Origin of the sequence: Streptomyces sp. T39, assembly GCF_008042045.1 — a bacterium.
Classification (GTDB): Bacteria; Actinomycetota; Actinomycetes; order Streptomycetales; family Streptomycetaceae; genus Streptomyces.
Genome location: NZ_RDBP01000037.1, coordinates 773,131 through 791,137, shown reverse-complemented (window position 1 = coordinate 791,137; position 18,007 = coordinate 773,131). Strand labels below are relative to the sequence as shown.

The 18,007-nt window shown below is 73.3% G+C and carries 18 protein-coding genes; 6 read left to right on the top strand and 12 right to left on the bottom strand.

Going from position 1 to position 18,007, the window contains the following annotated elements; genetic code table 11:
• Window positions 1–26: 26 nt before the first annotated feature.
• Together EAO77_RS26095 and EAO77_RS26090 are read left to right on the top strand one after the other, a co-directional pair.
• Window positions 27–386, top strand: coding sequence for a hypothetical protein (locus EAO77_RS26095; RefSeq protein WP_147990711.1), 360 nt, complete (start codon window positions 27–29; stop codon window positions 384–386).
• Window positions 387–388: 2 nt separating this feature from the next.
• A complete protein-coding gene (locus EAO77_RS26090; RefSeq protein ID WP_147990710.1) occupies window positions 389–820 on the top strand; it encodes a hypothetical protein in 432 nt (143 codons plus the stop codon).
• Window positions 821–881: 61 nt separating this feature from the next.
• On the opposite strand, the gene EAO77_RS26085 is transcribed toward EAO77_RS26090, so the two are convergent.
• From EAO77_RS26085 to EAO77_RS26075, 3 genes are all read right to left on the bottom strand, one after another.
• Window positions 882–1,385, bottom strand: coding sequence for a GNAT family N-acetyltransferase (locus EAO77_RS26085; RefSeq protein WP_147990709.1), 504 nt, complete (start codon window positions 1,383–1,385; stop codon window positions 882–884).
• 37 nt (window positions 1,386–1,422) lie between these two features.
• Window positions 1,423–1,968 carry an RNA polymerase sigma factor gene (locus tag EAO77_RS26080; RefSeq protein WP_147990708.1) on the bottom strand — a complete coding sequence of 182 codons (546 nt, stop codon included), beginning with the start codon at window positions 1,966–1,968 and terminating at the stop codon, window positions 1,423–1,425.
• A 283-nt stretch (window positions 1,969–2,251) separates the two neighbouring features.
• Window positions 2,252–3,412, bottom strand: coding sequence for a glycerophosphodiester phosphodiesterase (locus EAO77_RS26075; RefSeq protein ID WP_147990707.1), 1,161 nt, complete (start codon window positions 3,410–3,412; stop codon window positions 2,252–2,254).
• A gap of 242 nt (window positions 3,413–3,654) precedes the next feature.
• Here EAO77_RS26075 and EAO77_RS26070 point away from each other — a divergent pair, with 242 nt between their 5' ends.
• Complete coding sequence (locus tag EAO77_RS26070; protein ID WP_147990706.1) at window positions 3,655–4,326, top strand: lysophospholipid acyltransferase family protein; 672 nt, start codon at window positions 3,655–3,657, stop codon at window positions 4,324–4,326.
• Window positions 4,327–4,395: 69 nt separating this feature from the next.
• On the opposite strand, the gene EAO77_RS26065 is transcribed toward EAO77_RS26070, so the two are convergent.
• Together EAO77_RS26065 and EAO77_RS26060 are read right to left on the bottom strand one after the other, a co-directional pair.
• Window positions 4,396–5,937 (bottom strand): MFS transporter, encoded by a 1,542-nt coding sequence (locus EAO77_RS26065; RefSeq protein WP_147990705.1) that lies wholly within the window; start codon window positions 5,935–5,937, stop codon window positions 4,396–4,398.
• Complete coding sequence (locus EAO77_RS26060; RefSeq protein ID WP_147990704.1) at window positions 5,934–6,482, bottom strand: TetR/AcrR family transcriptional regulator; 549 nt, start codon at window positions 6,480–6,482, stop codon at window positions 5,934–5,936. Before EAO77_RS26060 ends, EAO77_RS26065 begins: the two co-directional genes overlap by 4 nt.
• 289 nt (window positions 6,483–6,771) lie before the next feature.
• On the opposite strand from EAO77_RS26060, the gene EAO77_RS26055 reads away from it, so the two are divergent.
• Complete coding sequence (locus EAO77_RS26055) at window positions 6,772–7,278, top strand: HAD domain-containing protein (protein ID WP_147990703.1); 507 nt, start codon at window positions 6,772–6,774, stop codon at window positions 7,276–7,278.
• A gap of 19 nt (window positions 7,279–7,297) precedes the next feature.
• Here the strand turns inward: EAO77_RS26055 and argH are convergent, their stop codons facing one another.
• Window positions 7,298–8,725, bottom strand: coding sequence for an argininosuccinate lyase (gene argH / locus EAO77_RS26050; protein WP_147990702.1), 1,428 nt, complete (start codon window positions 8,723–8,725; stop codon window positions 7,298–7,300).
• Window positions 8,726–8,843: 118 nt separating this feature from the next.
• The gene (locus tag EAO77_RS26045; RefSeq protein WP_147990701.1) at window positions 8,844–10,037 is read right to left on the bottom strand and encodes an argininosuccinate synthase; all 1,194 of its coding nucleotides are present in this window, start codon (window positions 10,035–10,037) and stop codon (window positions 8,844–8,846) included.
• A gap of 140 nt (window positions 10,038–10,177) precedes the next feature.
• Between EAO77_RS26045 and EAO77_RS26040 the strand changes: the two genes are divergently transcribed.
• Both EAO77_RS26040 and EAO77_RS26035 read left to right on the top strand, forming a co-directional pair.
• Complete coding sequence (locus tag EAO77_RS26040; protein ID WP_147990700.1) at window positions 10,178–11,563, top strand: hypothetical protein; 1,386 nt, start codon at window positions 10,178–10,180, stop codon at window positions 11,561–11,563.
• Between the two features lie 56 nt (window positions 11,564–11,619).
• Entirely contained in the window at window positions 11,620–12,225 is a 606-nt protein-coding gene (locus tag EAO77_RS26035) for a pyridoxamine 5'-phosphate oxidase family protein (RefSeq protein WP_147990699.1), read from the top strand.
• A gap of 619 nt (window positions 12,226–12,844) precedes the next feature.
• Here the strand turns inward: EAO77_RS26035 and EAO77_RS26030 are convergent.
• Genes EAO77_RS26030 through argC form a run of 5 tightly spaced genes read right to left on the bottom strand, consistent with a single transcriptional unit; the run spans window position 12,845 to window position 17,681 of the window.
• The gene (locus EAO77_RS26030; RefSeq protein WP_147990698.1) at window positions 12,845–13,381 is read right to left on the bottom strand and encodes an arginine repressor; all 537 of its coding nucleotides are present in this window, start codon (window positions 13,379–13,381) and stop codon (window positions 12,845–12,847) included.
• A gap of 7 nt (window positions 13,382–13,388) precedes the next feature.
• On the bottom strand, window positions 13,389–14,606 hold the full coding sequence (locus EAO77_RS26025) for an acetylornithine transaminase (protein WP_147990697.1): 1,218 nt from the start codon (window positions 14,604–14,606) through the stop codon (window positions 13,389–13,391).
• Window positions 14,603–15,508 (bottom strand): acetylglutamate kinase, encoded by a 906-nt coding sequence (gene argB, locus EAO77_RS26020; RefSeq protein ID WP_147990696.1) that lies wholly within the window; start codon window positions 15,506–15,508, stop codon window positions 14,603–14,605. The genes EAO77_RS26025 and argB overlap by 4 nt, the downstream gene beginning before the upstream one ends.
• Window positions 15,505–16,656 carry a bifunctional glutamate N-acetyltransferase/amino-acid acetyltransferase ArgJ gene (gene argJ / locus EAO77_RS26015; protein ID WP_147990695.1) on the bottom strand — a complete coding sequence of 384 codons (1,152 nt, stop codon included), beginning with the start codon at window positions 16,654–16,656 and terminating at the stop codon, window positions 15,505–15,507. The genes argB and argJ overlap by 4 nt, the downstream gene beginning before the upstream one ends.
• The gene (gene argC / locus EAO77_RS26010; RefSeq protein ID WP_147990694.1) at window positions 16,653–17,681 is read right to left on the bottom strand and encodes an N-acetyl-gamma-glutamyl-phosphate reductase; all 1,029 of its coding nucleotides are present in this window, start codon (window positions 17,679–17,681) and stop codon (window positions 16,653–16,655) included. The genes argJ and argC overlap by 4 nt, the downstream gene beginning before the upstream one ends.
• Window positions 17,682–18,007 lie beyond the last annotated feature (326 nt).

Below are 18,007 nucleotides of genomic sequence, written 5' to 3'. Positions count from 1 at the left end.
GCGCGGCCCGTAATACGCTCGGGCCCATGCTCGACGCCCTGACGATCGCGGTGGCCGTGACCGCGCTCGCCCTCGCCGCATGGTGCGGCCATGCCGCCTATCGCGACCAGCCCACCAAGGACTGGCACTTCATCGGCATCGCCGTGGTGTCGGTCCTCGCCCTCGCCCAGCTGGTCGTGGGCATCGTGCAGCTGGCGCGGGGCGAGGAGCCCGGCGAAGGAGTCGCGATCTTCCTGGCGTATCTGATCGGTTCGGCGCTCGCCGTGCCCGCCGCCGGATTCCTCTCGCTCGGCGAGCGCACCCGCTGGGGGTCGGCGACCGTGGCCGCGGGAGCGGTGGTGCTCGCCGTGCTCGAAGTGCGGCTCCACGACATCTGGGGAGGCTGACGATGGCAGGGACGACCACCGACGACGGCGCCCCCGCGGCGGGGCGGACCAGGCTGGTCGCCGGGCCGGGCCTGCTGCTGGTCTGGCTCTACGGCGTGATGTCGGTCGGCGCGGTGTCGCGCTCCGTCTACCAGATCCTCACCGACTACGGCAGCGCGCCGCTCGCCCATGTGCTGTCCGCGGTCGCGGCCGTGGTGTACGCGTTCATCACGTACACCCTGGTGCGCGGCGGCGAGAAGGCCCGCAGGGCGGCGCTGGTGTGCTGCGCGGCCGAACTGGCCGGTGTGCTGATCGTCGGGACCTGGACGCTGGCGGACCCGTCCGCGTTCCCCGACTCGACCGTGTGGTCCGACTACGGCATGGGCTACGTCTTCATCCCGGTGCTGCTGCCGGTGACCGGGATGATCTGGCTGCGCCGCGCCCGGACGGCCTGAGCATCCGCTGTCCGGCGGGGCCGGACAGCGGATCGGTGGGGCCGGCGGGCGCGGCGGCGGGTCAGGCGCTGGCCGCGTACGCGCCCCGCGAGGACTCCTTCTCCAGCGTGACCAGGGTCAGCCGCGGGCCGGCCTGCTCGGTGGCGACGGGCACGTAGCCGCGGCTGCGGTAGAGGCGCAGGTTGCTCTCGCTGCGGTGACCGGTGAACAGCTGGAAGCGCTCGGCCCGGGCGTCGCCGGCGAAACGCTCCTCGATCGCGTCGAGCAGCCGGCCGCCGAGACCGTGCCGCTGCATCCGCGGGTGGACGATGAGCTTGGCGATGCGCGCGGTGCCGCCGTCGTCGACCCGGCCGCGGACGGAGGCGACCACCTCGCCGCCGAGGCGGGCGACCAGCGCGTGGCCCTCGGCGAGCTCCCGGCGGAGGTCGGCGAGCGTCTGGGTGAGGGGCTCGATGGCGTAGTCGCCGTAGAGCTCGGCCTCGGTCTGGTAGCACAGAAACTGCAGTTTGAGGATGTGCTCCGCGTCGTCCTCGGTCGCCGCTGAGATGGTCACGCTCATGCCCATGTGCGCATGCCTCCCGCTCACCTGTTCCACCGGTTGTCTACCGCTCCCTTCCCCGATGTTCAGGAGCTGCAACCTCTGCCGCGAGCATTCTGCGCAGACATCCCAGGCAACGGGAACGCATCGGCCCCAGACTCCCCTGTGAGATACCCAACGTCCCTGCGATTTCCCGGTAGGTGGGGTCCTCGGGGGCGAGCATCGCGGTCAGCAGCCGGGGGCAGTTCCCGGGGGTGCGGGCGACGGCCGCCCGCAGCACGCGCCGCCGTTCCGAGCGCAGCGCGGCCCGCTCGGGCCCCGCCGAGGGGTCGTCGGCGGGCTCGTGACGGTACGGCAGTTCCCGCGCGGCGGTGCGGCGGGCGCGGCGGGCCTCCGCCCGCACGGCCGCCCTGACCCACCGCGCGGCGTCCGGCGGCGGCCCCGCGTCCGTGCCGAGGCGCTCCAGGAGCCGCAGCCAGACGGCCTGTTCGAGGTCGCGGGCCTCCACCGCGGCGCCGGGCGCCTCGGCGGTCGCCTCGGCACTCACCAGATCGCGCAGGGCGCCCACGACGCCGGTGACGGGGACGGCGGAAGTATCGGCAACGGTCATACCCGGCGTGACGTGCGGCGGGGGGACGGCGGTTTCCGTGCGCGGCCACCGTCACCCGTACGAGTGCGGCGCCCTTGCGGCAGGACCGGGCGGGGCGGGGCCGTCGTACCGGGGCGGCCGACATGCCGGGCCGGGCGCCGTCGGTCGGCAGCCGGGGCCGCAGGCGACGGGCCGCGGGCCGGCCCGTCGCACGGCGCGGCGATCCGGCCGCACCCCGGCGACCGCCTCCCGTCCGGCCGGCGCGGCGGGGTGAGGCGCCCCGGGGGCCGGGGCGCCTCGCGGGTCAGGCCCGGTGGTCCGCCGCGGCCAGCAGACCGGTGTCCGGGTTGTCGGTGAAGATGCCGTCGATCCCGGTGGCGAAGTAGGCCCGGTAGGCGCCGAACACGTCGCCGTACGCGTTCGGGTCGGTGCCGCGGCGGAAGTCGGCGGGCAGGAAGCTGTTCTCGTTGCGCAGGGTGTACGGGTGGACGAGGAGGCCCTTCGCGTGCGCGTCGCGCACCAGGGCCGTGGGCTCGGTCAGCCGGCCCGCCGCGTCCCGGGGGACGACGAGGTCGAGCGTCGGGCCGATGCCCTGCGCGAACGAGGCGATCCAGGCCAGGCCCTCGGGCGTGACGAGGTCCGCCACCGTCCTGGGGTCTCCCGACTGGATGAAGTCCCAGGGCCGGGACGCCGGACCGGACAGCAGGACGACCCGCGGGGAGGACACCAGCCCTGCCATGCGGCGCATGCTGGTGGGCTCGAAGGACTGGAGGAAGACCGGGGAGTCGCGGCGGTCGCGCCCGTACCGCCGCAGCAGCTTCGCCAGCGGCTCCTCCAGGCCGAGGCCGATGCCGCGGAAGTAGGTGGGGTGCTTGGTCTCGACGTGCAGCCACACCGGACGGCCGCGCCGGCGGCCCTCCCGCTCGGCCCAGCGCAGCACCTCCTCGAAGGTGGGCACCGCCCAGCGGCCGTCGTAGAGGGTGTTCTCCTGCCGGGTGCCCGGGATGCGCTCGGTGGCGCGCAGGGTCTTCAGCTCCGCGAGCGTGAAGTCCTCGGTGAACCAGCCGGTGAGGCTCACCCCGTCGACCGACCTGGTGGTCCGGCGCGCGGCGAACTCCGGGCGCCGGGAGACGTCCGTGGTCCCCGTGATGTCGTTCTCGTGACGGCATACGAGGTGCCCGTCCCGGGTGGGCACCAGGTCCTGCTCGATGACGTCGGCGCCCATGTCGAGCGCGAACTGGTAGGCACCGAGCGTGTGCTCCGGCCGGTACCCGCTGGCGCCCCGGTGGGCGATCACGGCCGGCACGGGCAGGTCCCGGAAGGCCGGGCGGCCGCCCCGCGCGCCTCCCCCGCCGGCGGCCCGCGCCGTGCCCGCGCCGCCGGCGGCGCCCATCGCCGCCGTGCCGAGAACCGCCGCGCCCAGCAACGACCGGCGTGCCGGACCACTGCTCGTCCCCTGTGTCATGAAACGTTCCTCCATGTGATCTCCCGCACCTGTCGAGCGACGCCCGATGGTAGGCAGCCCTGCCCTACGGGCGGCAGACCGCGTACGAACAGGGCGGGAACACACGTCAACACTGCGTATCGGCCCGGTGAACCCGATGTGCGGCGGGGCCGGACCCGCGAGTATCGTCCTCACCTGCACCGACCAGACCGGAAGCCGCGCCGTCCCGACCCCATGGCACGTCCCACGACACGGAGGACCCGTTGTCCCGCTTGACGCTCATCAAGGCAGTGCTCGGGCCGATCCTGCGTCTGATGTTCCGCCCCCGGGTGGAAGGCGCCGAGAACATTCCGGGGACCGGTCCGGTGATCCTCGCCGGCAACCACCTCACCTTCATCGACTCGATGATCCTGCCGCTGGTGACCGACCGGGCCGTGTACTTCATCGGCAAGGACGAGTACGTGACCGGCAAGGGCCTCAAGGGCCGCGCGATGGCGTGGTTCTTCACGGGCTGCGGCATGATCCCGGTCGACCGCGACGGCGCCAACGGCGGTGTCGCGGCGCTGATGACGGGCCGCCGGGTGCTGGAGGAGGGCAAGGTCTTCGGCATCTACCCCGAGGGCACCCGCTCCCCCGACGGCCGCCTGTACCGGGGCCGTACCGGCATCGCCCGGCTGACCCTGATGACGGGTGCGCCGGTGGTGCCCTTCGCGATGATCGGCACGGACAAGCTCCAGCCCGGCGGTGCGGGACTGCCCCGGCCGGGCCGGGTCACGGTGCGCTTCGGCGAGCCGATGGAGTTCTCCCGCTACGAGGGCATGGACCGCGACCGGTACGTGCTGCGGGCGGTGACCGACTCGGTGATGACCGAGGTCATGGGGCTCTCCGGGCAGGAGTACGTGGACATGTACGCCACGAAGGCCAAGGCCGCCTAGAACCGCACGCGAGAGGGCCGGGGTCCGAGGACCCCGGCCCTCTCGCGTGCCCGCGGCGGGAGCGCGCCGTCAGTGCTCGACGGTCTCCGCCAGCTTCTGGCCTCGCAGCAGGAACCACGCCGCGACCGCCGTGGCCAGCAGGACTCCTGCGCCGACACCGGCCGCGACCCGCAGGCCGTCGGTGAAGGCGTCCTGGGCCGCGGCCACCAGGGCCGATGCCCGGTCGTGGGGAAGCGCGCCCGCCGCCTCCACCGCGCCCCCGAGGGATTCGTGCGCGGCCGACGCGACGTCCGCCGGGGTGCCCGCCGGGACGGTGAACTCGCGGTAGACGCCGGTCACGATGGAGCCCAGCAGGGCGATCCCGAGCGCCGCGCCCAGTTCGTAGGCCGTCTCGGAGACCGCGGACGCGGAGCCCGCCTGCTCCTTGGGGACGCTGGAGAGGATCACGTCGGCCGTGACGGTGAACGAGAATCCCGCGCCCGCGCCGACCACCAGCAGCGCCGCACCGAGCAGCGGGTAGCCGGTCGACCGGTCGATCAGGGTGAGGACGCCGAGCGCGGCGCCGACCGCCGCGAGCCCGCCGGCGACCACGGAGCGCACCGAGAACCGCCGGGCCATGACACCCGCGACGAGTCCGGTGGCCACCGCCCCGATCGCGGCGGGCAGTTCCGCGAGCCCTGCCTCGAACGGCTGCCGCCCCTGCACCAGTTGCAGGAACTGCGACAGGAAGAAGACCAGGCCCGACAGTCCGAGGATGGTCAGCAGGTCGGCGAGGACCGCGCCGGAGAAGCCCCGGTGCCGGAAGAGCCGCATGTCGAGCAGGGGCGCGGGCAGGGTGAACTGCCGGCGGACGAAGCCGTACAGCGCGGCGGCGCCGACGGCGGCGGCCGCCCCCGCGGTCCAGCTCGGACCGTGGCTCGCGGCCTCCTTGACGGCGTACACCACGCCGAACATGCCCACGAGCGACAGGGCGACGCTGGGCAGGTCCCAGGGGCCGCGCGCAGGGTTCTTCGACTCGGGCAGCAGCTTCACGCCGACGACCACCAGGACGGCCATCACGGGCAGGTTGATCAGGAAGACGGAGCCCCACCAGAAGTGCTCCAGCAGGAAGCCTCCGACGACGGGTCCGACGGCCGCCCCGGCGGACGCCATGGCCCCCCAGATACCGATCGCGAGGCTGCGTTCCCTCGGGTCGTGGAAGATGTTGCGGATCAGCGCCAGGGTGGACGGCATCAGCGTGGCACCGGCGACGCCGAGCAGCGCCCGGGCCACGATCATCATCTCCGCGCTGGTGGCGTACGCATTGAGCACGGACACCGCGCCGAACGCGACCGCGCCGCAGAGCAGCAGCTTCTTGCGGCCGATGCGGTCGCCGAGGCTGCCCATGGAGACGAGCAGGCCGGCGATGACGAAGGAGTAGACGTCGCCGATCCACAGCAACTGGTTGCCGGTCGGCTGGAGGTCCTCGCTGAGGAACGGGGTCGCGAGGCCGAGGACGGTGGCGTCGACGGCCACCAGCAGCACGGCCAGCACCAGGACGGACAGCGCCAGCCAGCGCCCCGGGCGGCTGAGGCCCTGTCCCACCTCGGGCCCGGTGAGAGTCCTGCTCATGTGTCCACGCTCCGTCGTGCTCCACCGAGCAGCAGCTCGGTGATCATGTACTGGAAGTCCTTCTGGGCCACGCGGCCGTCCATCACGGCCCAGGCGCCGGAGCCCACGAGGCCGTAGAGCGCCTCGGTGAGCCAGACGGGACTGAGGTCGATGCGGAACTCGCCCTGCTGCTGGCCCCGTCGGAAGAGGCCGGACAGCCGGGCGTCCAGCCGGGCCCAGCCCTCGTCGACCTCGCCCTCGAACAGCTGGTTCTCGGTGTAGAGGAAGGCCAGCAGGTCCGCGGCGGGCTGCACCTCGCCGATCAGGCGCCGCAGCGCGTCCGCCGCGGGGCCGTCGTCCAGCCGCGAGCGGTCCAGGGCGCGTTCCAGCTCCTGGATGCCGAGCGCCTCCAGCGCCCTGACGAGGGCGTCGCGGCCGGCGAAGTGGCGGTGCAGGGTGGCGCGGCCGATGCCGGCCGCACGGGCGACCTCGTCCATCGTGGCGGTCGATTTGCGGGAGAGCACGGCGGCGGCGGTGCGCAGCACCTGTTCACGGTCCATGGCCATGAGACGAGGGTAACCCATGTGAGACATGAGCGTCTCATTCCAGGCATGGCCGTCCCGGCCCCACAGGTGCACCTTCCCTCGGCGCTGTACATCGGGGACGGCGCCCGCACAATGGAGACCGCCCCCGGCGGCGGCTGCACGTCCGTGACCCCGGCGCACGGTTGCGCACGGACGTCCGCGCACAGTCCGGCCCACCGTCCGCACGAACATCCGCGCCCAGTCCGGCCCACCGTCCGGGCACCGCTGCCACGCCCCTCTCGGGGCCCATGGCCCCTGAGAGGGACACCTGGTGAAACCGCTGCTGCTGATCGACGTCGACGGACCGCTGAACCCCTATGCCGCACAGCCGGAGCGGCGGCCCGAGGGCTACACCACCCATCGGATGCGGCCCACCGGCTGGACCGACGGCAAGCCGCTGCGGGTGTGGCTCCACCCGGGGCACGGGGCGGAGCTGCTGAAGCTGACGGAGTGGTACGAGCTGGTGTGGGCGACGACCTGGAAGGGGGAGGCCAACGTCTGGATAGGGCCGCCCCTCGGGCTGCCCGAACTCCCCTGGATCGACTGGCCGCAGATGCACGGGCGGGCGCCTCGGGGGACGTTCTGGAAGACGCAGTACATCCTCCGGTACGCCCCCGGGCGCCCGTTCGCGTGGATCGACGACGACATCACGGACCTCGACCGCGAGTACGTCGGGCAGCACCATCTCGCCGACTCGCTGCTCCTGCGGATCGACCAGCGGATCGGGCTGACCCGGCCCGACTTCGACGTCCTCGCCGACTGGGGGTCGGCGTTCTGAGGCGCGTGCCGCGGTGCGGCTACTTCTTGGCGGCGGCCCAGGCGTGCTGTATCACCAGGTCGGCCTTGACCTCGTTGAGCTGGACGGCCACGGCCGACGGGGCGGTGCCGCCGCGCCCGCTGCGCGAGGCGAGGGCACCGGGGACGTCCAGCACCGTGCGCACCTCGGGCGTCAGGTGCGGGGAGATCGTGGCGAACTGCTCGTCCGTCAGCTGATCCAGCTCGATCCCGTGCCGCTCGCACTCCTTGACGCACTCGCCGGCGACCTCGTGGGCCACCCGGAACGGCACGCCCTGCTTGACCAGCCACTCGGCGACGTCGGTGGCGAGCGAGAAGCCGGCCGGCGCCAGCTCCTCCATGCGCTCCCGGTTGACGGTGAGCGTGGCCATCATGCCGGTGAAGGCGGGGAGCAGGACCTCCAGCTGGTCGCAGGAGTCGAAGACGGGCTCCTTGTCCTCCTGGAGGTCGCGGTTGTACGCGAGGGGCAGCGCCTTGAGGGTGGCGAGCAGCCCGGTGAGGTTGCCGATGAGACGGCCGGACTTGCCGCGGGCGAGCTCGGCGATGTCGGGGTTCTTCTTCTGCGGCATGATCGACGACCCGGTGGAGAAGGCGTCGTGCAGGGTGACGAAGGAGAACTCCTTCGTGTTCCAGATGATGACCTCCTCCGCGATCCGGGAGAGGTTGACGCCGATCATCGCCGTGATGAAGGCGAACTCCGCGACGAAGTCGCGGGAGGCCGTGCCGTCGATCGAGTTGCCCACCGAGCCGCGCTCGAAACCGAGGTCCCTGGCGACGGCCTCCGGGTCGAGCCCCAGCGAGGAGCCGGCGAGGGCGCCGGAGCCGTACGGGGAGACGGCCGTGCGGGTGTCCCACTGGCGCAGCCGCTCGGCGTCCCGGGACAGCGACTGCACGTGCGCGAGCACATGGTGGGCGAAGAGCACGGGCTGGGCGTGCTGGAGGTGGGTGCGGCCCGGCATGGCGACGTCCGGGTGGGCCTCGGCGAGGGAGACGAGGGCGTCCTGGAGGTCGGCGATCAGTCCGCCGATGATGCGGGCGTGGTCGCGCAGGTACATCCGGAAGAGCGTGGCGACCTGGTCGTTGCGGGACCGGCCGGCACGCAGCTTGCCCCCGAGGTCCGGGCCGAGGCGCTCCAGCAGACCGCGTTCGAGCGCGGTGTGGACGTCCTCGTCGGCGATGGTGCCGGTGAACGCGCCGGAGGCGACGTCGGCCTCGAGCCGGTCGAGTCCGTCGAGCATGCGCGAGAGCTCGTCGTCGGTGAGCAGGCCGGCCTTGTGCAGGACACGGGCGTGCGCGCGGGAGCCGGCGATGTCGTACGGCGCGAGGCGCCAGTCGAAGTGCACCGAGGCGGACAGCCTGGCCAGCGCCTCTGCGGGGCCGTCGGCGAAACGTGCGCCCCAGAGCCGGACGTCACCGGTGTTGCTGCTCACAGTTCAAGCTCCTGGAAGGTTCGGATGTGCGACCGCCTCCCCGTGCCGGGACGGAGCGGGGAGGCGGTCTGTACAACGGGTGCGGGTCACGCGGGGTCGCGGCCGGCGACCCCGGCCCTCACGCCAGGTCGCGCTTGGCGGCGATCTTCTGGGACAGGCCGAAGATCTCGATGAAGCCCTGGGCCTTCGACTGGTCGAAGGTGTCGCCCGAGTCGTAGGTGGCGAGGTTGAAGTCGTACAGCGACTCGTCGGACTTCCGGCCGGTGACGACGGCGCGGCCGCCGTGCAGGGTCATCCGGATGTCGCCGGTGACGTGCTGGTTGGCCTCGGCGATGAAGCCGTCCAGCGCCCGCTTGAGCGGGGAGAACCACAGGCCGTCGTAGACCAGCTCGCCCCAGCGCTGCTCGACCTGCCGCTTGTACCGGGCGAGCTCGCGCTCGACGGTGACGTTCTCCAGCTCCTGGTGGGCGGTGATCAGCGCGATGGCGCCGGGGGCCTCGTAGACCTCACGGGACTTGATGCCGACGAGCCGGTCCTCGACCATGTCGATCCGGCCGATGCCCTGGGCGCCGGCCCGCTCGTTGAGCTGCTGGATCGCCTGGAGCACGCTGACGGGCTTGCCGTCGATGGCGACCGGGACGCCCGCCTTGAAGGAGATGACGACCTCGTCGGCCTCGCGCTGCTCGGCCGGGTTCGAGGTGTACTCGTAGATGTCCTCGATCGGCGCGTTCCAGATGTCCTCCAGGAAGCCGGTCTCGACGGCCCGCCCGAAGACGTTCTGGTCGATCGAGTACGGGGACTTCTTGGTGGTGGCGATCGGGAGCTGCTTCTCCTCGCAGAAGGCGATCGCCTTGTCCCGGGTCATCGCGTAGTCACGGACCGGGGCGATGCACTTCAGCTCGGGCGCGAGGGCCACGATGCCGGCCTCGAACCGCACCTGGTCGTTGCCCTTGCCGGTGCAGCCGTGGGCGACGGTGGTGGCGCCGTGCTTCTTGGCGGCGGCGACGAGGTGCTTGACGATCGTGGGCCGCGACAGCGCGGAGACCAGCGGGTACCGGTCCATGTAGAGGGCGTTGGCCTTGATCGCGGGGAGGCAGTACTCCTCGGCGAACTCGTCCTTCGCGTCGGCGACCTCGGCCTCCACGGCACCGCAGGCGAGCGCGCGCTTGCGGATGACGTCCAGGTCCTCGCCGCCCTGGCCGACGTCCACGGCAACGGCGATGACCTCGGCGCCCGTCTCCTCGGCGATCCAGCCGATGGCGACGGAGGTGTCCAGGCCGCCCGAGTAGGCGAGTACGACGCGCTCGGTCACGGGTTTCTCCTTACGGTGCAAACGCTGATGGGTATAACTATGCGGTCCACCGTATGGTTTGTCAATCGACGGTGAAACCCGCTGGTCAGCGAAGTGGAGCAGCACCTACGCTCCGACCGTCGACGGCGGAGGGGACGCGGATGAGCAGGCACGGGGAGACAGGACGAGCGGCGGCACTGCTGCTGCTGGACGGGGGCGGCGCACCGCGGGTGCTCCCTCGCGACGACCCGGCCTGCTGGACCGCCTTCGACGAGGAGGTCCGCCACCAGCTCCGCCGGGGCCCCCGGGACCGCGTCTCCCGCGCGGCCGCACGGCCCGAGACCGCCCTGTGCCACCCCGACGGCCGGATCCGCGAAGCGGCCCTCGCCCGCGGACCCCGCGGCGACGCCTTCTGGTACCTCGTCGTGATCCGGTGCACGGACTGGGCGGAACCCGTGCGCCTGCGCGCCCGCGCGCTGCTGGAGGAGCACCTGCGGGCCGAGCCGGAGAACGCCCTGCGCACGCTCACCCCGCTGGTGCTGCGCACCGGCCGGCGCGCGGAGGGCGCTTGGGCGCTCGACCTCTTCCGCGCCGCCTACGAGGCCCGTCCCGCTCTGGCGGCCGCCCGGCTGGACGACACCCGTGACACGGCCACCAGACGGCTGGCCGCGCGCGTCGTGGCGGCCCGGGGACGTCCGGGCGCGCGGGAATCCGCCCGGCGGGCCGCGTCCGAGCACGACCCGGTCCTGTGCCGGATGTGGTCGGACGCCGCCCTCGCCGCGATGGCGGCCGAGGGGGCGGACGACGGTGCCGTCGACACCCTGCTCGCGGCCCGGGCGCCGATGGTCCGCGCCGCGGGGGTGACGGCACTGCGCCGCGCCGGACGCACCCGGGAGGCAGCGGGGTCGCTCACCGACCGGTCGGCACTGGTCCGCGCCTGCGCGCGCTGGGCGTCCGCGCAGGGGGACGGCGACGCGCACGCCCACTACCGGGCACTGTCCGCCGACCCCGCCTCCCTCGTCCCCGGTGCGGTGGCGGGACTGGCCGAGTGCGGCCGTCGGGAGGACGCGGCGCTGCTCCGCCTTCTGCTCACCCACGCGTCGGGGGCGGTGCGCGCCCGTGCCGTCGCGGGGCTGCGGTCGCTGGAGTGCGCGCCACCCGCACTGGTGCTGCCGCTGATCGACGACCCGTCTCCCGCGGTGGTGCGCGAGGCGACGGAGGCCCTGCTGCCGTACACGGCCGCCCTGCCCGGGGAGGCACTCTCCCGGCGCCTCGCCCCCGGCCGGCCCACGCCCACCCGCCGGGCGGCGTTCCGGCTGCTGCGGGCCCGGGGCGGCCTCGACCAGCTCCGGGCCGCGGTGGCACTGACGGCGGACGAGGACCCCGGCCTGCGGGGCAGCGCCGAGTCCGCGGTGCAGCTGCGGCGGTGGGTGCACGACGTACCGCCCGGTGACGCCGAGGTCGGCGAACTGCTGGACAGGTGCACGCACTTGTTCAGCGAGTGGGTGCTGACGGCGACACGGCGGCGGGTCGGGCTGCCGGGCTGAGGCGCCCCGACCGGAAGCGGTCGGACGGTGGGAAGCCGACGGGCGAGAATCACCCCATGGGGAAAGTCTATGAACACATCGACGACCGGATCCGCGCGTTCATCGAGGCGCAGCCGGTCTTCTTCACGGCGACCGCGCCCCTCGACGGCGACGGGCACGTCAATCTCTCGCCCAAGGGGCGCAGCGGCACGCTCGTCGTCGTGGACGGGATGACGCTGGCGTATCTGGACTTCGGCGGCAGCGGCGCGGAGACGCTCGCGCATGTGCGGGAGGAGGGGAACGGGCGCATCACGCTGATGTGGTGCGCCTTCTCGGGGCCGCCGAAGGTGCTGCGGGTGCACGGCAAGGGCGAGGCCGTCTTCCGGGACGACCCGCGCTGGGAGGAGTGGATAGGCCACTTCGCCGCGGCGGACGGGCCGGCGGCCCGTGCGATCGTCGTGGTGCGCGTGGTGAGGGTCAGCGACGCCTGCGGGTTCGCGGTGCCGTACCTGGACTACCGGGAGGAACGCACCCAGCACGCGGAGTACTTCGGGCGCAAGTCGGACGAGGAGTTCGCGGCGTACTGCGCGAAGAAGGACCACGTGGGGGTGAGCCTGGACGGGCTGCCCGCCCTCCCGCTGCCCCTCCCGGAACGCGCCGACCGGCCCCGCGGGGCGGCCTGAGCGCACGCGCCGGTCCGGGCGGACGCCCGGGGGGCCGTCGGCAGGGGTGCCCTCCCGGGCACTCGGCGGCGAACCCGATGAACAGCAGGATCGGCAGGATCGGCAAAACCACCGCGCCCATGACCGTGAAGCGCCGCCCGGGCGGGCCGGAGCACCGCGCCCATGACCGTGAAGCGCCGCCCGGGCGGGCCGGAGCACCGCGCCCAGGGCCGTGAAGCGCCGCCCGGGCGGGCCGGTGCCCGGCGGCCAGGGCCGTGACGAGTCCGACGAGGGGCGCCGGGACGACGCCGCCGGTCTCGCCCCCGCCAGGACGCGGGACGGGAGCAGAGCGCCGCCGCCCGTGCGCAGATCGACGACGCCACCCAGGACGAGGAGCACGGGCGAGGAGACCCGCCGGCAGCGTCGTCGCGGTCGTCACCCGGCCGGCCGGGGAGCGGGCGGCGGGGGCGCCGCCGCGCCCCGGCGCGGTGCGGCGGTTCAGGTGGCGCCGTTCGGCCGCATGCCGGCCGGCCCACCAGGTCCGCTGCCCGCTCCCGGGGCCGACTCGGGCCTGCCGGAGGGACGTTCGACCACGGCCCGGGGCGGACCGGCCGTGGCCGGTCCGCCCCGGGCGCAGGGGTCAGCGATCGTTCTGGGCGAGGCGCAGCAGGTGGTCCGCGAGGGCCTGCCCGCCCGCCGGGTCACGGCTGATGAGCATCAGCGTGTCGTCCCCGGCGATCGTGCCGAGGATGTCGTGGAGCTCGGCCTGGTCGATGGCCGAGGCCAGGAACTGGGCCGCGCCGGGGGGTGTACGCAGGACGACGAGGTTCGCCGACGCCTCCGCGGAGATCAGGAGTTCGCCCGAGAGGCGCCGCATGCGCTCCTCCTTGGCCGACTCCCCCAGCGGGGCCTGCGGGGTGCGGAAACCGCCCTCGCTCGGGACCGCGTAGATCAACTCGCCGCCGGTGTTGCGGATCTTGACCGCGCCGAGCTCGTCGAGGTCCCGGGAGAGCGTCGCCTGGGTGACGCTCAGCCCGTTGTCCGCGAGCAGCTTCGCCAACTGGCTCTGCGAGCGCACCGGCTGCCGGTTGAGGATGTCCACGATCCGGCGGTGGCGTGCCGTGCGGGTCTGCGGCACCGCGGGCCCGCCGTGCTCGGTGTCCTGCGCCTCGGTCATCGTCGTCTCATTCCCCGGATCGTCCTTCCCCGTCGCTCTCCGCGCTCGCGTCGAGGATGCCGGGCAGTGCCCCGAGGAAAGCATCCACCTCGGCATCTCCGATGGTCAGGGCCGGCATCAGCCGTACGACATCGGGAGCGGGGGCGTTCACCAGGAAGCCGGCACCCTGGGCCGCCTGTCGCACCTGCTGTGCGCGCGGTCCGGTGAGCACGATACCCAGCAGCAGGCCGCTGCCGCGGACGTGGGACACCAGCGGGTGGCCGAGCCCCTCGATCCCGTCACGGAGCTTCTCGCCCACCCGCTTGACGTGGTCGAGCGCGCCGTCCGCGGCGAGGGTCTCGATGACGGCGAGCCCCGCGGCGCAGGAGACCGGGTTGCCGCCGAAGGTCGAGCCGTGGTGCCCCGGCCGGAGCAGCTCCGCCGCCTCGCCGAAGGCGACCGTGGCGCCGATCGGCAGTCCGCCGCCGAGCCCCTTGGCGAGGGTGACGATGTCCGGCTCGACGCCCTGGTGCGCCTGGTGCTCGAACCAGTGGCCGGTCCGGCCGATGCCGGTCTGGACCTCGTCGAGGACGAGGAGCGTGCCGGTGGCGCGGGTGATCTCGCGGGCCGCCTCCAGGTATCCCCTCGGCGGCACGACGACGCCGTTCTCGCCCTGGATGGGCTCGATCACGACGAGGGCGGTCTCCTCGGTGACGGCAGCGCGCAGCGCGTCGGCGTCGCCGTAGGGGACGTGGGTGACGTCGGACGGCAGCGGCAGGAACGGCTCCTGCTTGGCGGGCTGCCCGGTGAGCGCGAGGGCGCCCATGGTCCGGCCGTGGAAGCCGCCGTGGGTGGCGACCATGTGCCGGCGGCCGGTCAGGCGGCCGATCTTGAACGCCGCTTCGGTGGCCTCCGCGCCCGAGTTGGCGAAGTAGACCCGCCCGGGCCGCCCGAACAGCTGGATCAGGCGCTCGGCGAGCGCGACCGGCGGTTCGGCGACGTAGAGGTTGGAGACGTGGCCGAGGGAGGCGATCTGCCGCGAGACGGCCTCGACGACGGCGGGGTGGGCGTGGCCGAGGGCGTTGACCGCGATGCCGCCGACGAAGTCGGTGTACGCGTTGCCGTCCTCGTCCCAGACGGTGGTGCCCCGTCCCCGGACGAGCGACAGCGCCGGCGTGCCGTAGTTGTCGGTCATCACGCCCTGCCACCGCGCGCCGAGCGCGGGGTTCTCCTGCTTCCCGGTCACCGGTCCCCCTGTCCGTCCGGCACGACCATGGTGCCGATCCCCTCATCGGTGAAGATCTCCAGCAGAATCGAGTGCTGCACCCGCCCGTCGATCACCCGGGCGGTGGTGACGCCGTTGCGCACCGCGTGGAGGCAGCCCTCCATCTTGGGCACCATGCCGCTGGACAGGTCCGGCAGCAGCTTCTCCAGCTGGGTGGCGGTGAGCCGGCTGATGACCTCGTCGCTGTGGGGCCAGTCCTCGTAGAGCCCCTCGACGTCGGTGAGGACCATCAGCGTCTCAGCGCCCAGCGCAGCAGCGAGTGCCGCAGCCGCCGTATCAGCATTGACGTTGTAGACATGTCCGTCGTCCTGTGAGCGGGCGATCGACGAGACGACCGGGATGCGGCCGTCGGCGAGCAGCGCCTCGATCGCGCCGGTGTCGATCGCGGTGATCTCGCCGACCCGGCCGATGTCGACCGTTTCGCCGTCGATCCGCGGCTGGTGCCTGGTGGCCGTGATGGTGTGGGCGTCCTCGCCGGTCAGGCCGACGGCGAGCGGGCCGTGCTGGTTGAGGAGCCCGACCAGTTCGCGCTGGACCTGGCCGGCCAGCACCATGCGGACGACGTCCATGGCCTCGGGCGTGGTGACCCGCAGCCCCGCCTTGAACTCGCTGACCAGCCCGTGCCGGTCGAGTGCCGCGGAGATCTGCGGGCCGCCACCGTGCACCACGACCGGCTTGAGGCCGGCGTGGCGCAGGAAGACGACGTCCTGGGCGAAGGCCGCCTTCAGGTCCTCGTCGATCATGGCGTTGCCGCCGAACTTGATGACGACGGTCCTGCCGTGGTGACGCGTGAGCCAGGGCAGGGCCTCGATGAGGATCTGCGCCTTCGGGAGCGCGGTGTGCTTCCGCGTGGGGCTGGTCACGAGCTGTACGCGCTGTTCTCGTGGACGTAGTCCGCGGTGAGGTCGTTGGCCCAGATGACGGCGGACTGCGAGCCGGCGGCGAGGTCGGCGGTGATCCTGACCTCCCGGAAGCGCATGTCGACCAGGTCGCGGTCCTCGCCGACGGAGCCGTTCTTGCAGACCCAGACGCCGTTGATGGCAACGTTCAGCTGGTCCGGCTCGAAGGCGGCCCGGGTGGTGCCGATCGCGGACAGCACCCGGCCCCAGTTGGGGTCCTCGCCGTGGATGGCGCACTTGAGGAGGTTGTTCCGGGCGATGGAGCGGCCCACCTCGACGGCGTCGTCCTCGGTGGCGGCGCCGACGACCTCGATGCGGATGTCCTTGGAGGCGCCCTCGGCGTCGCCGATGAGCTGGCGGGCGAGGTCGTCGCAGACGGTCCGGACGGCTTCGGCGAAGGCGCCCTCGTCGGGGGTGACGGCGGCGGCGCCGGAGGCGAGCAGCAGCACCGTGTCGTTGGTGGACATGCAGCCGTCCGAGTCGACGCGGTCGAAGGTGGTGCGGGTCGCGGCCCGCAGCGCCCGGTCGAGGGCACCGGCCTCCAGGTCGGCGTCGGTGGTGAGGACGACGAGCATGGTGGCGAGGCCGGGGGCGAGCATGCCCGCGCCCTTGGCCATGCCGCCGACGGTCCAGCCGTCGCCCCGGGCGACGGCGGTCTTGTGCACGGTGTCGGTGGTCTTGATGGCGATCGCGGCCTTCTCGCCGCCGTGCTCGGAGAGCTGGGCCGCGGCCTGCTCGATGCCGGGCAGCAGCTTGTCCATGGGGAGCAGGACGCCGATCAGGCCGGTCGACGCCACCGCCACCTCGCCGGCGCTGTGGCCGAGCACCTCGGCGGTCTTCTCGGCCGAGGCGTGGGTGTCCTGGAAGCCCTTGGGGCCCGTGCAGGCGTTGGCCCCGCCGGAGTTGAGGAGGACGGCGGTGACCTCGCCGCCCTTGAGGACCTGCTCGGTCCACAGGACGGGCGCGGCCTTGACGCGGTTGGAGGTGAACACTCCCGCGGCGGCGCGGCGCGGCCCCTGGTTGACCACGAGGGCCAGGTCCGGGTTGCCGTTCTCCTTGATCCCGGCGGCGATGCCCGCCGCCGTGAATCCCTTCGCTGCGGTCACGCTCACGGCGCAACTCCAATCGTGGAAAGACCCGTGCTCTCGGCGAGCCCGAGGGCGATGTTCATGCTCTGCACCGCGCCGCCGGCGGTGCCCTTGGTGAGGTTGTCGATGGCGCTGATCGCGATGATGCGGCCGGCGGCCGCGTCGTGGGCCACCTGGATCTGGACCGCGTTCGACCCGTACACGGAGGCGGTGGCCGGCCACTGCCCCTCGGGAAGGAGGTGGACGAACTCCTCGTCCGCCAGGGCCTTCTCGTACGCGGCCCGTACGTCGGCCGCGGTGGTGCCGGGCCTCGCCCTGGCGGAGCAGGTCGCGAGGATGCCGCGGGCCATGGGGGCGAGCGTCGGGGTGAAGGAGACGGTGACCGGCTCCCCCGCGACGGCGCTGAGGTTCTGGATCATCTCGGGGGTGTGGCGGTGGCCGCCGCCGACGCCGTAGGGGCTCATGGAGCCCATGACCTCGGAGCCGAGCAGATGCGGCTTGAGCGCCTTGCCGGCGCCGGAGGTGCCGGTGGCCGCGGTGATCACGGCCTCGGGCTCGGCGAGCTGTGCCGCGTACGCGGGGAACAGCGCGAGCGAGACGGCCGTGGGGTAGCAACCGGGCACCGCGATGCGCTTGGACCCCTCCAGCGCGGCGCGGGCGCCCGGCAGTTCGGGCAGGCCGTACGGCCAGGTGCCGGCGTGCGGGGAGCCGTAGAAAGCCTCCCAGTCGGCCGCGGACGCCAGCCGGAAGTCGGCGCCCATGTCGACGACGAGGACGTCCTCGCCGAGCTGCTCGGCGACCGCGGCGGACTGGCCGTGCGGCAGTGCGAGGAAGACGACGTCATGACCGGCGAGGACGTCGGCGGTGGTCTCCTGGAGCACGCGCCCGGCCAGCGGCAGCAGATGCGGCTGGAGCGCGCCGAGCGGCTGCCCCGCGTTGGAGTTGCCGGTGAGGGCGCCGATCTCGACCTCGGGGTGGTTCAGGAGCAGGCGCAGGACTTCCCCGCCCGCGTACCCGCTCGCACCGGCCACTGCTGCTCGTACCGTCATCGAACCCTCCTCATCGATGGCATGACTATACGCATGAGCGTAGTTTTATGCAATGACGATCCGGAGGCCCCGGGCACAGGGGGCCGCCGGCCCCCGCAGGCGGGCGGGGCCGGCGGCCGGGGCGGGTCAGGCGCGGGTCTTGACGCTCACCGGCCAGGAGCCGGTCGGCGGTGACCAGCCCTGGAGGGCGGCGGGCACGCCGACGCGGGTGTTGCGGTCGATCACCGCGCCCCGGGCGCCCCGGCGCCGGGGACCTCCGGGAGCCGGTGCGTGGTGGTGCGCGGGCGGTGGGACGGGCCCGGCGCAGGAGGCCGCCGGCTCGGAGG

Bases quoted from the DNA above. Each gene is read 5' to 3' on its own strand.
- EAO77_RS26095 (WP_147990711.1), top strand. From the start codon at position 27: ATGCTCGACGCCCTGACGATCGCGGTGGCCGTGACCGCGCTCGCCCTC.
- EAO77_RS26090 (WP_147990710.1), top strand. From the start codon at position 389: ATGGCAGGGACGACCACCGACGACGGCGCCCCCGCGGCGGGGCGGACC.
- EAO77_RS26085 (WP_147990709.1), bottom strand. From the start codon at position 1,385: ATGGGCATGAGCGTGACCATCTCAGCGGCGACCGAGGACGACGCGGAG.
- EAO77_RS26080 (WP_147990708.1), bottom strand. From the start codon at position 1,968: ATGACCGTTGCCGATACTTCCGCCGTCCCCGTCACCGGCGTCGTGGGC.
- EAO77_RS26075 (WP_147990707.1), bottom strand. From the start codon at position 3,412: ATGACACAGGGGACGAGCAGTGGTCCGGCACGCCGGTCGTTGCTGGGC.
- EAO77_RS26065 (WP_147990705.1), bottom strand. From the start codon at position 5,937: ATGAGCAGGACTCTCACCGGGCCCGAGGTGGGACAGGGCCTCAGCCGC.
- EAO77_RS26060 (WP_147990704.1), bottom strand. From the start codon at position 6,482: ATGGCCATGGACCGTGAACAGGTGCTGCGCACCGCCGCCGCCGTGCTC.
- EAO77_RS26040 (WP_147990700.1), top strand. From the start codon at position 10,178: ATGAGCAGGCACGGGGAGACAGGACGAGCGGCGGCACTGCTGCTGCTG.
- EAO77_RS26035 (WP_147990699.1), top strand. From the start codon at position 11,620: ATGGGGAAAGTCTATGAACACATCGACGACCGGATCCGCGCGTTCATC.
- EAO77_RS26030 (WP_147990698.1), bottom strand. From the start codon at position 13,381: ATGACCGAGGCGCAGGACACCGAGCACGGCGGGCCCGCGGTGCCGCAG.
- argC (WP_147990694.1), bottom strand. From the start codon at position 17,681: ATGACGGTACGAGCAGCAGTGGCCGGTGCGAGCGGGTACGCGGGCGGG.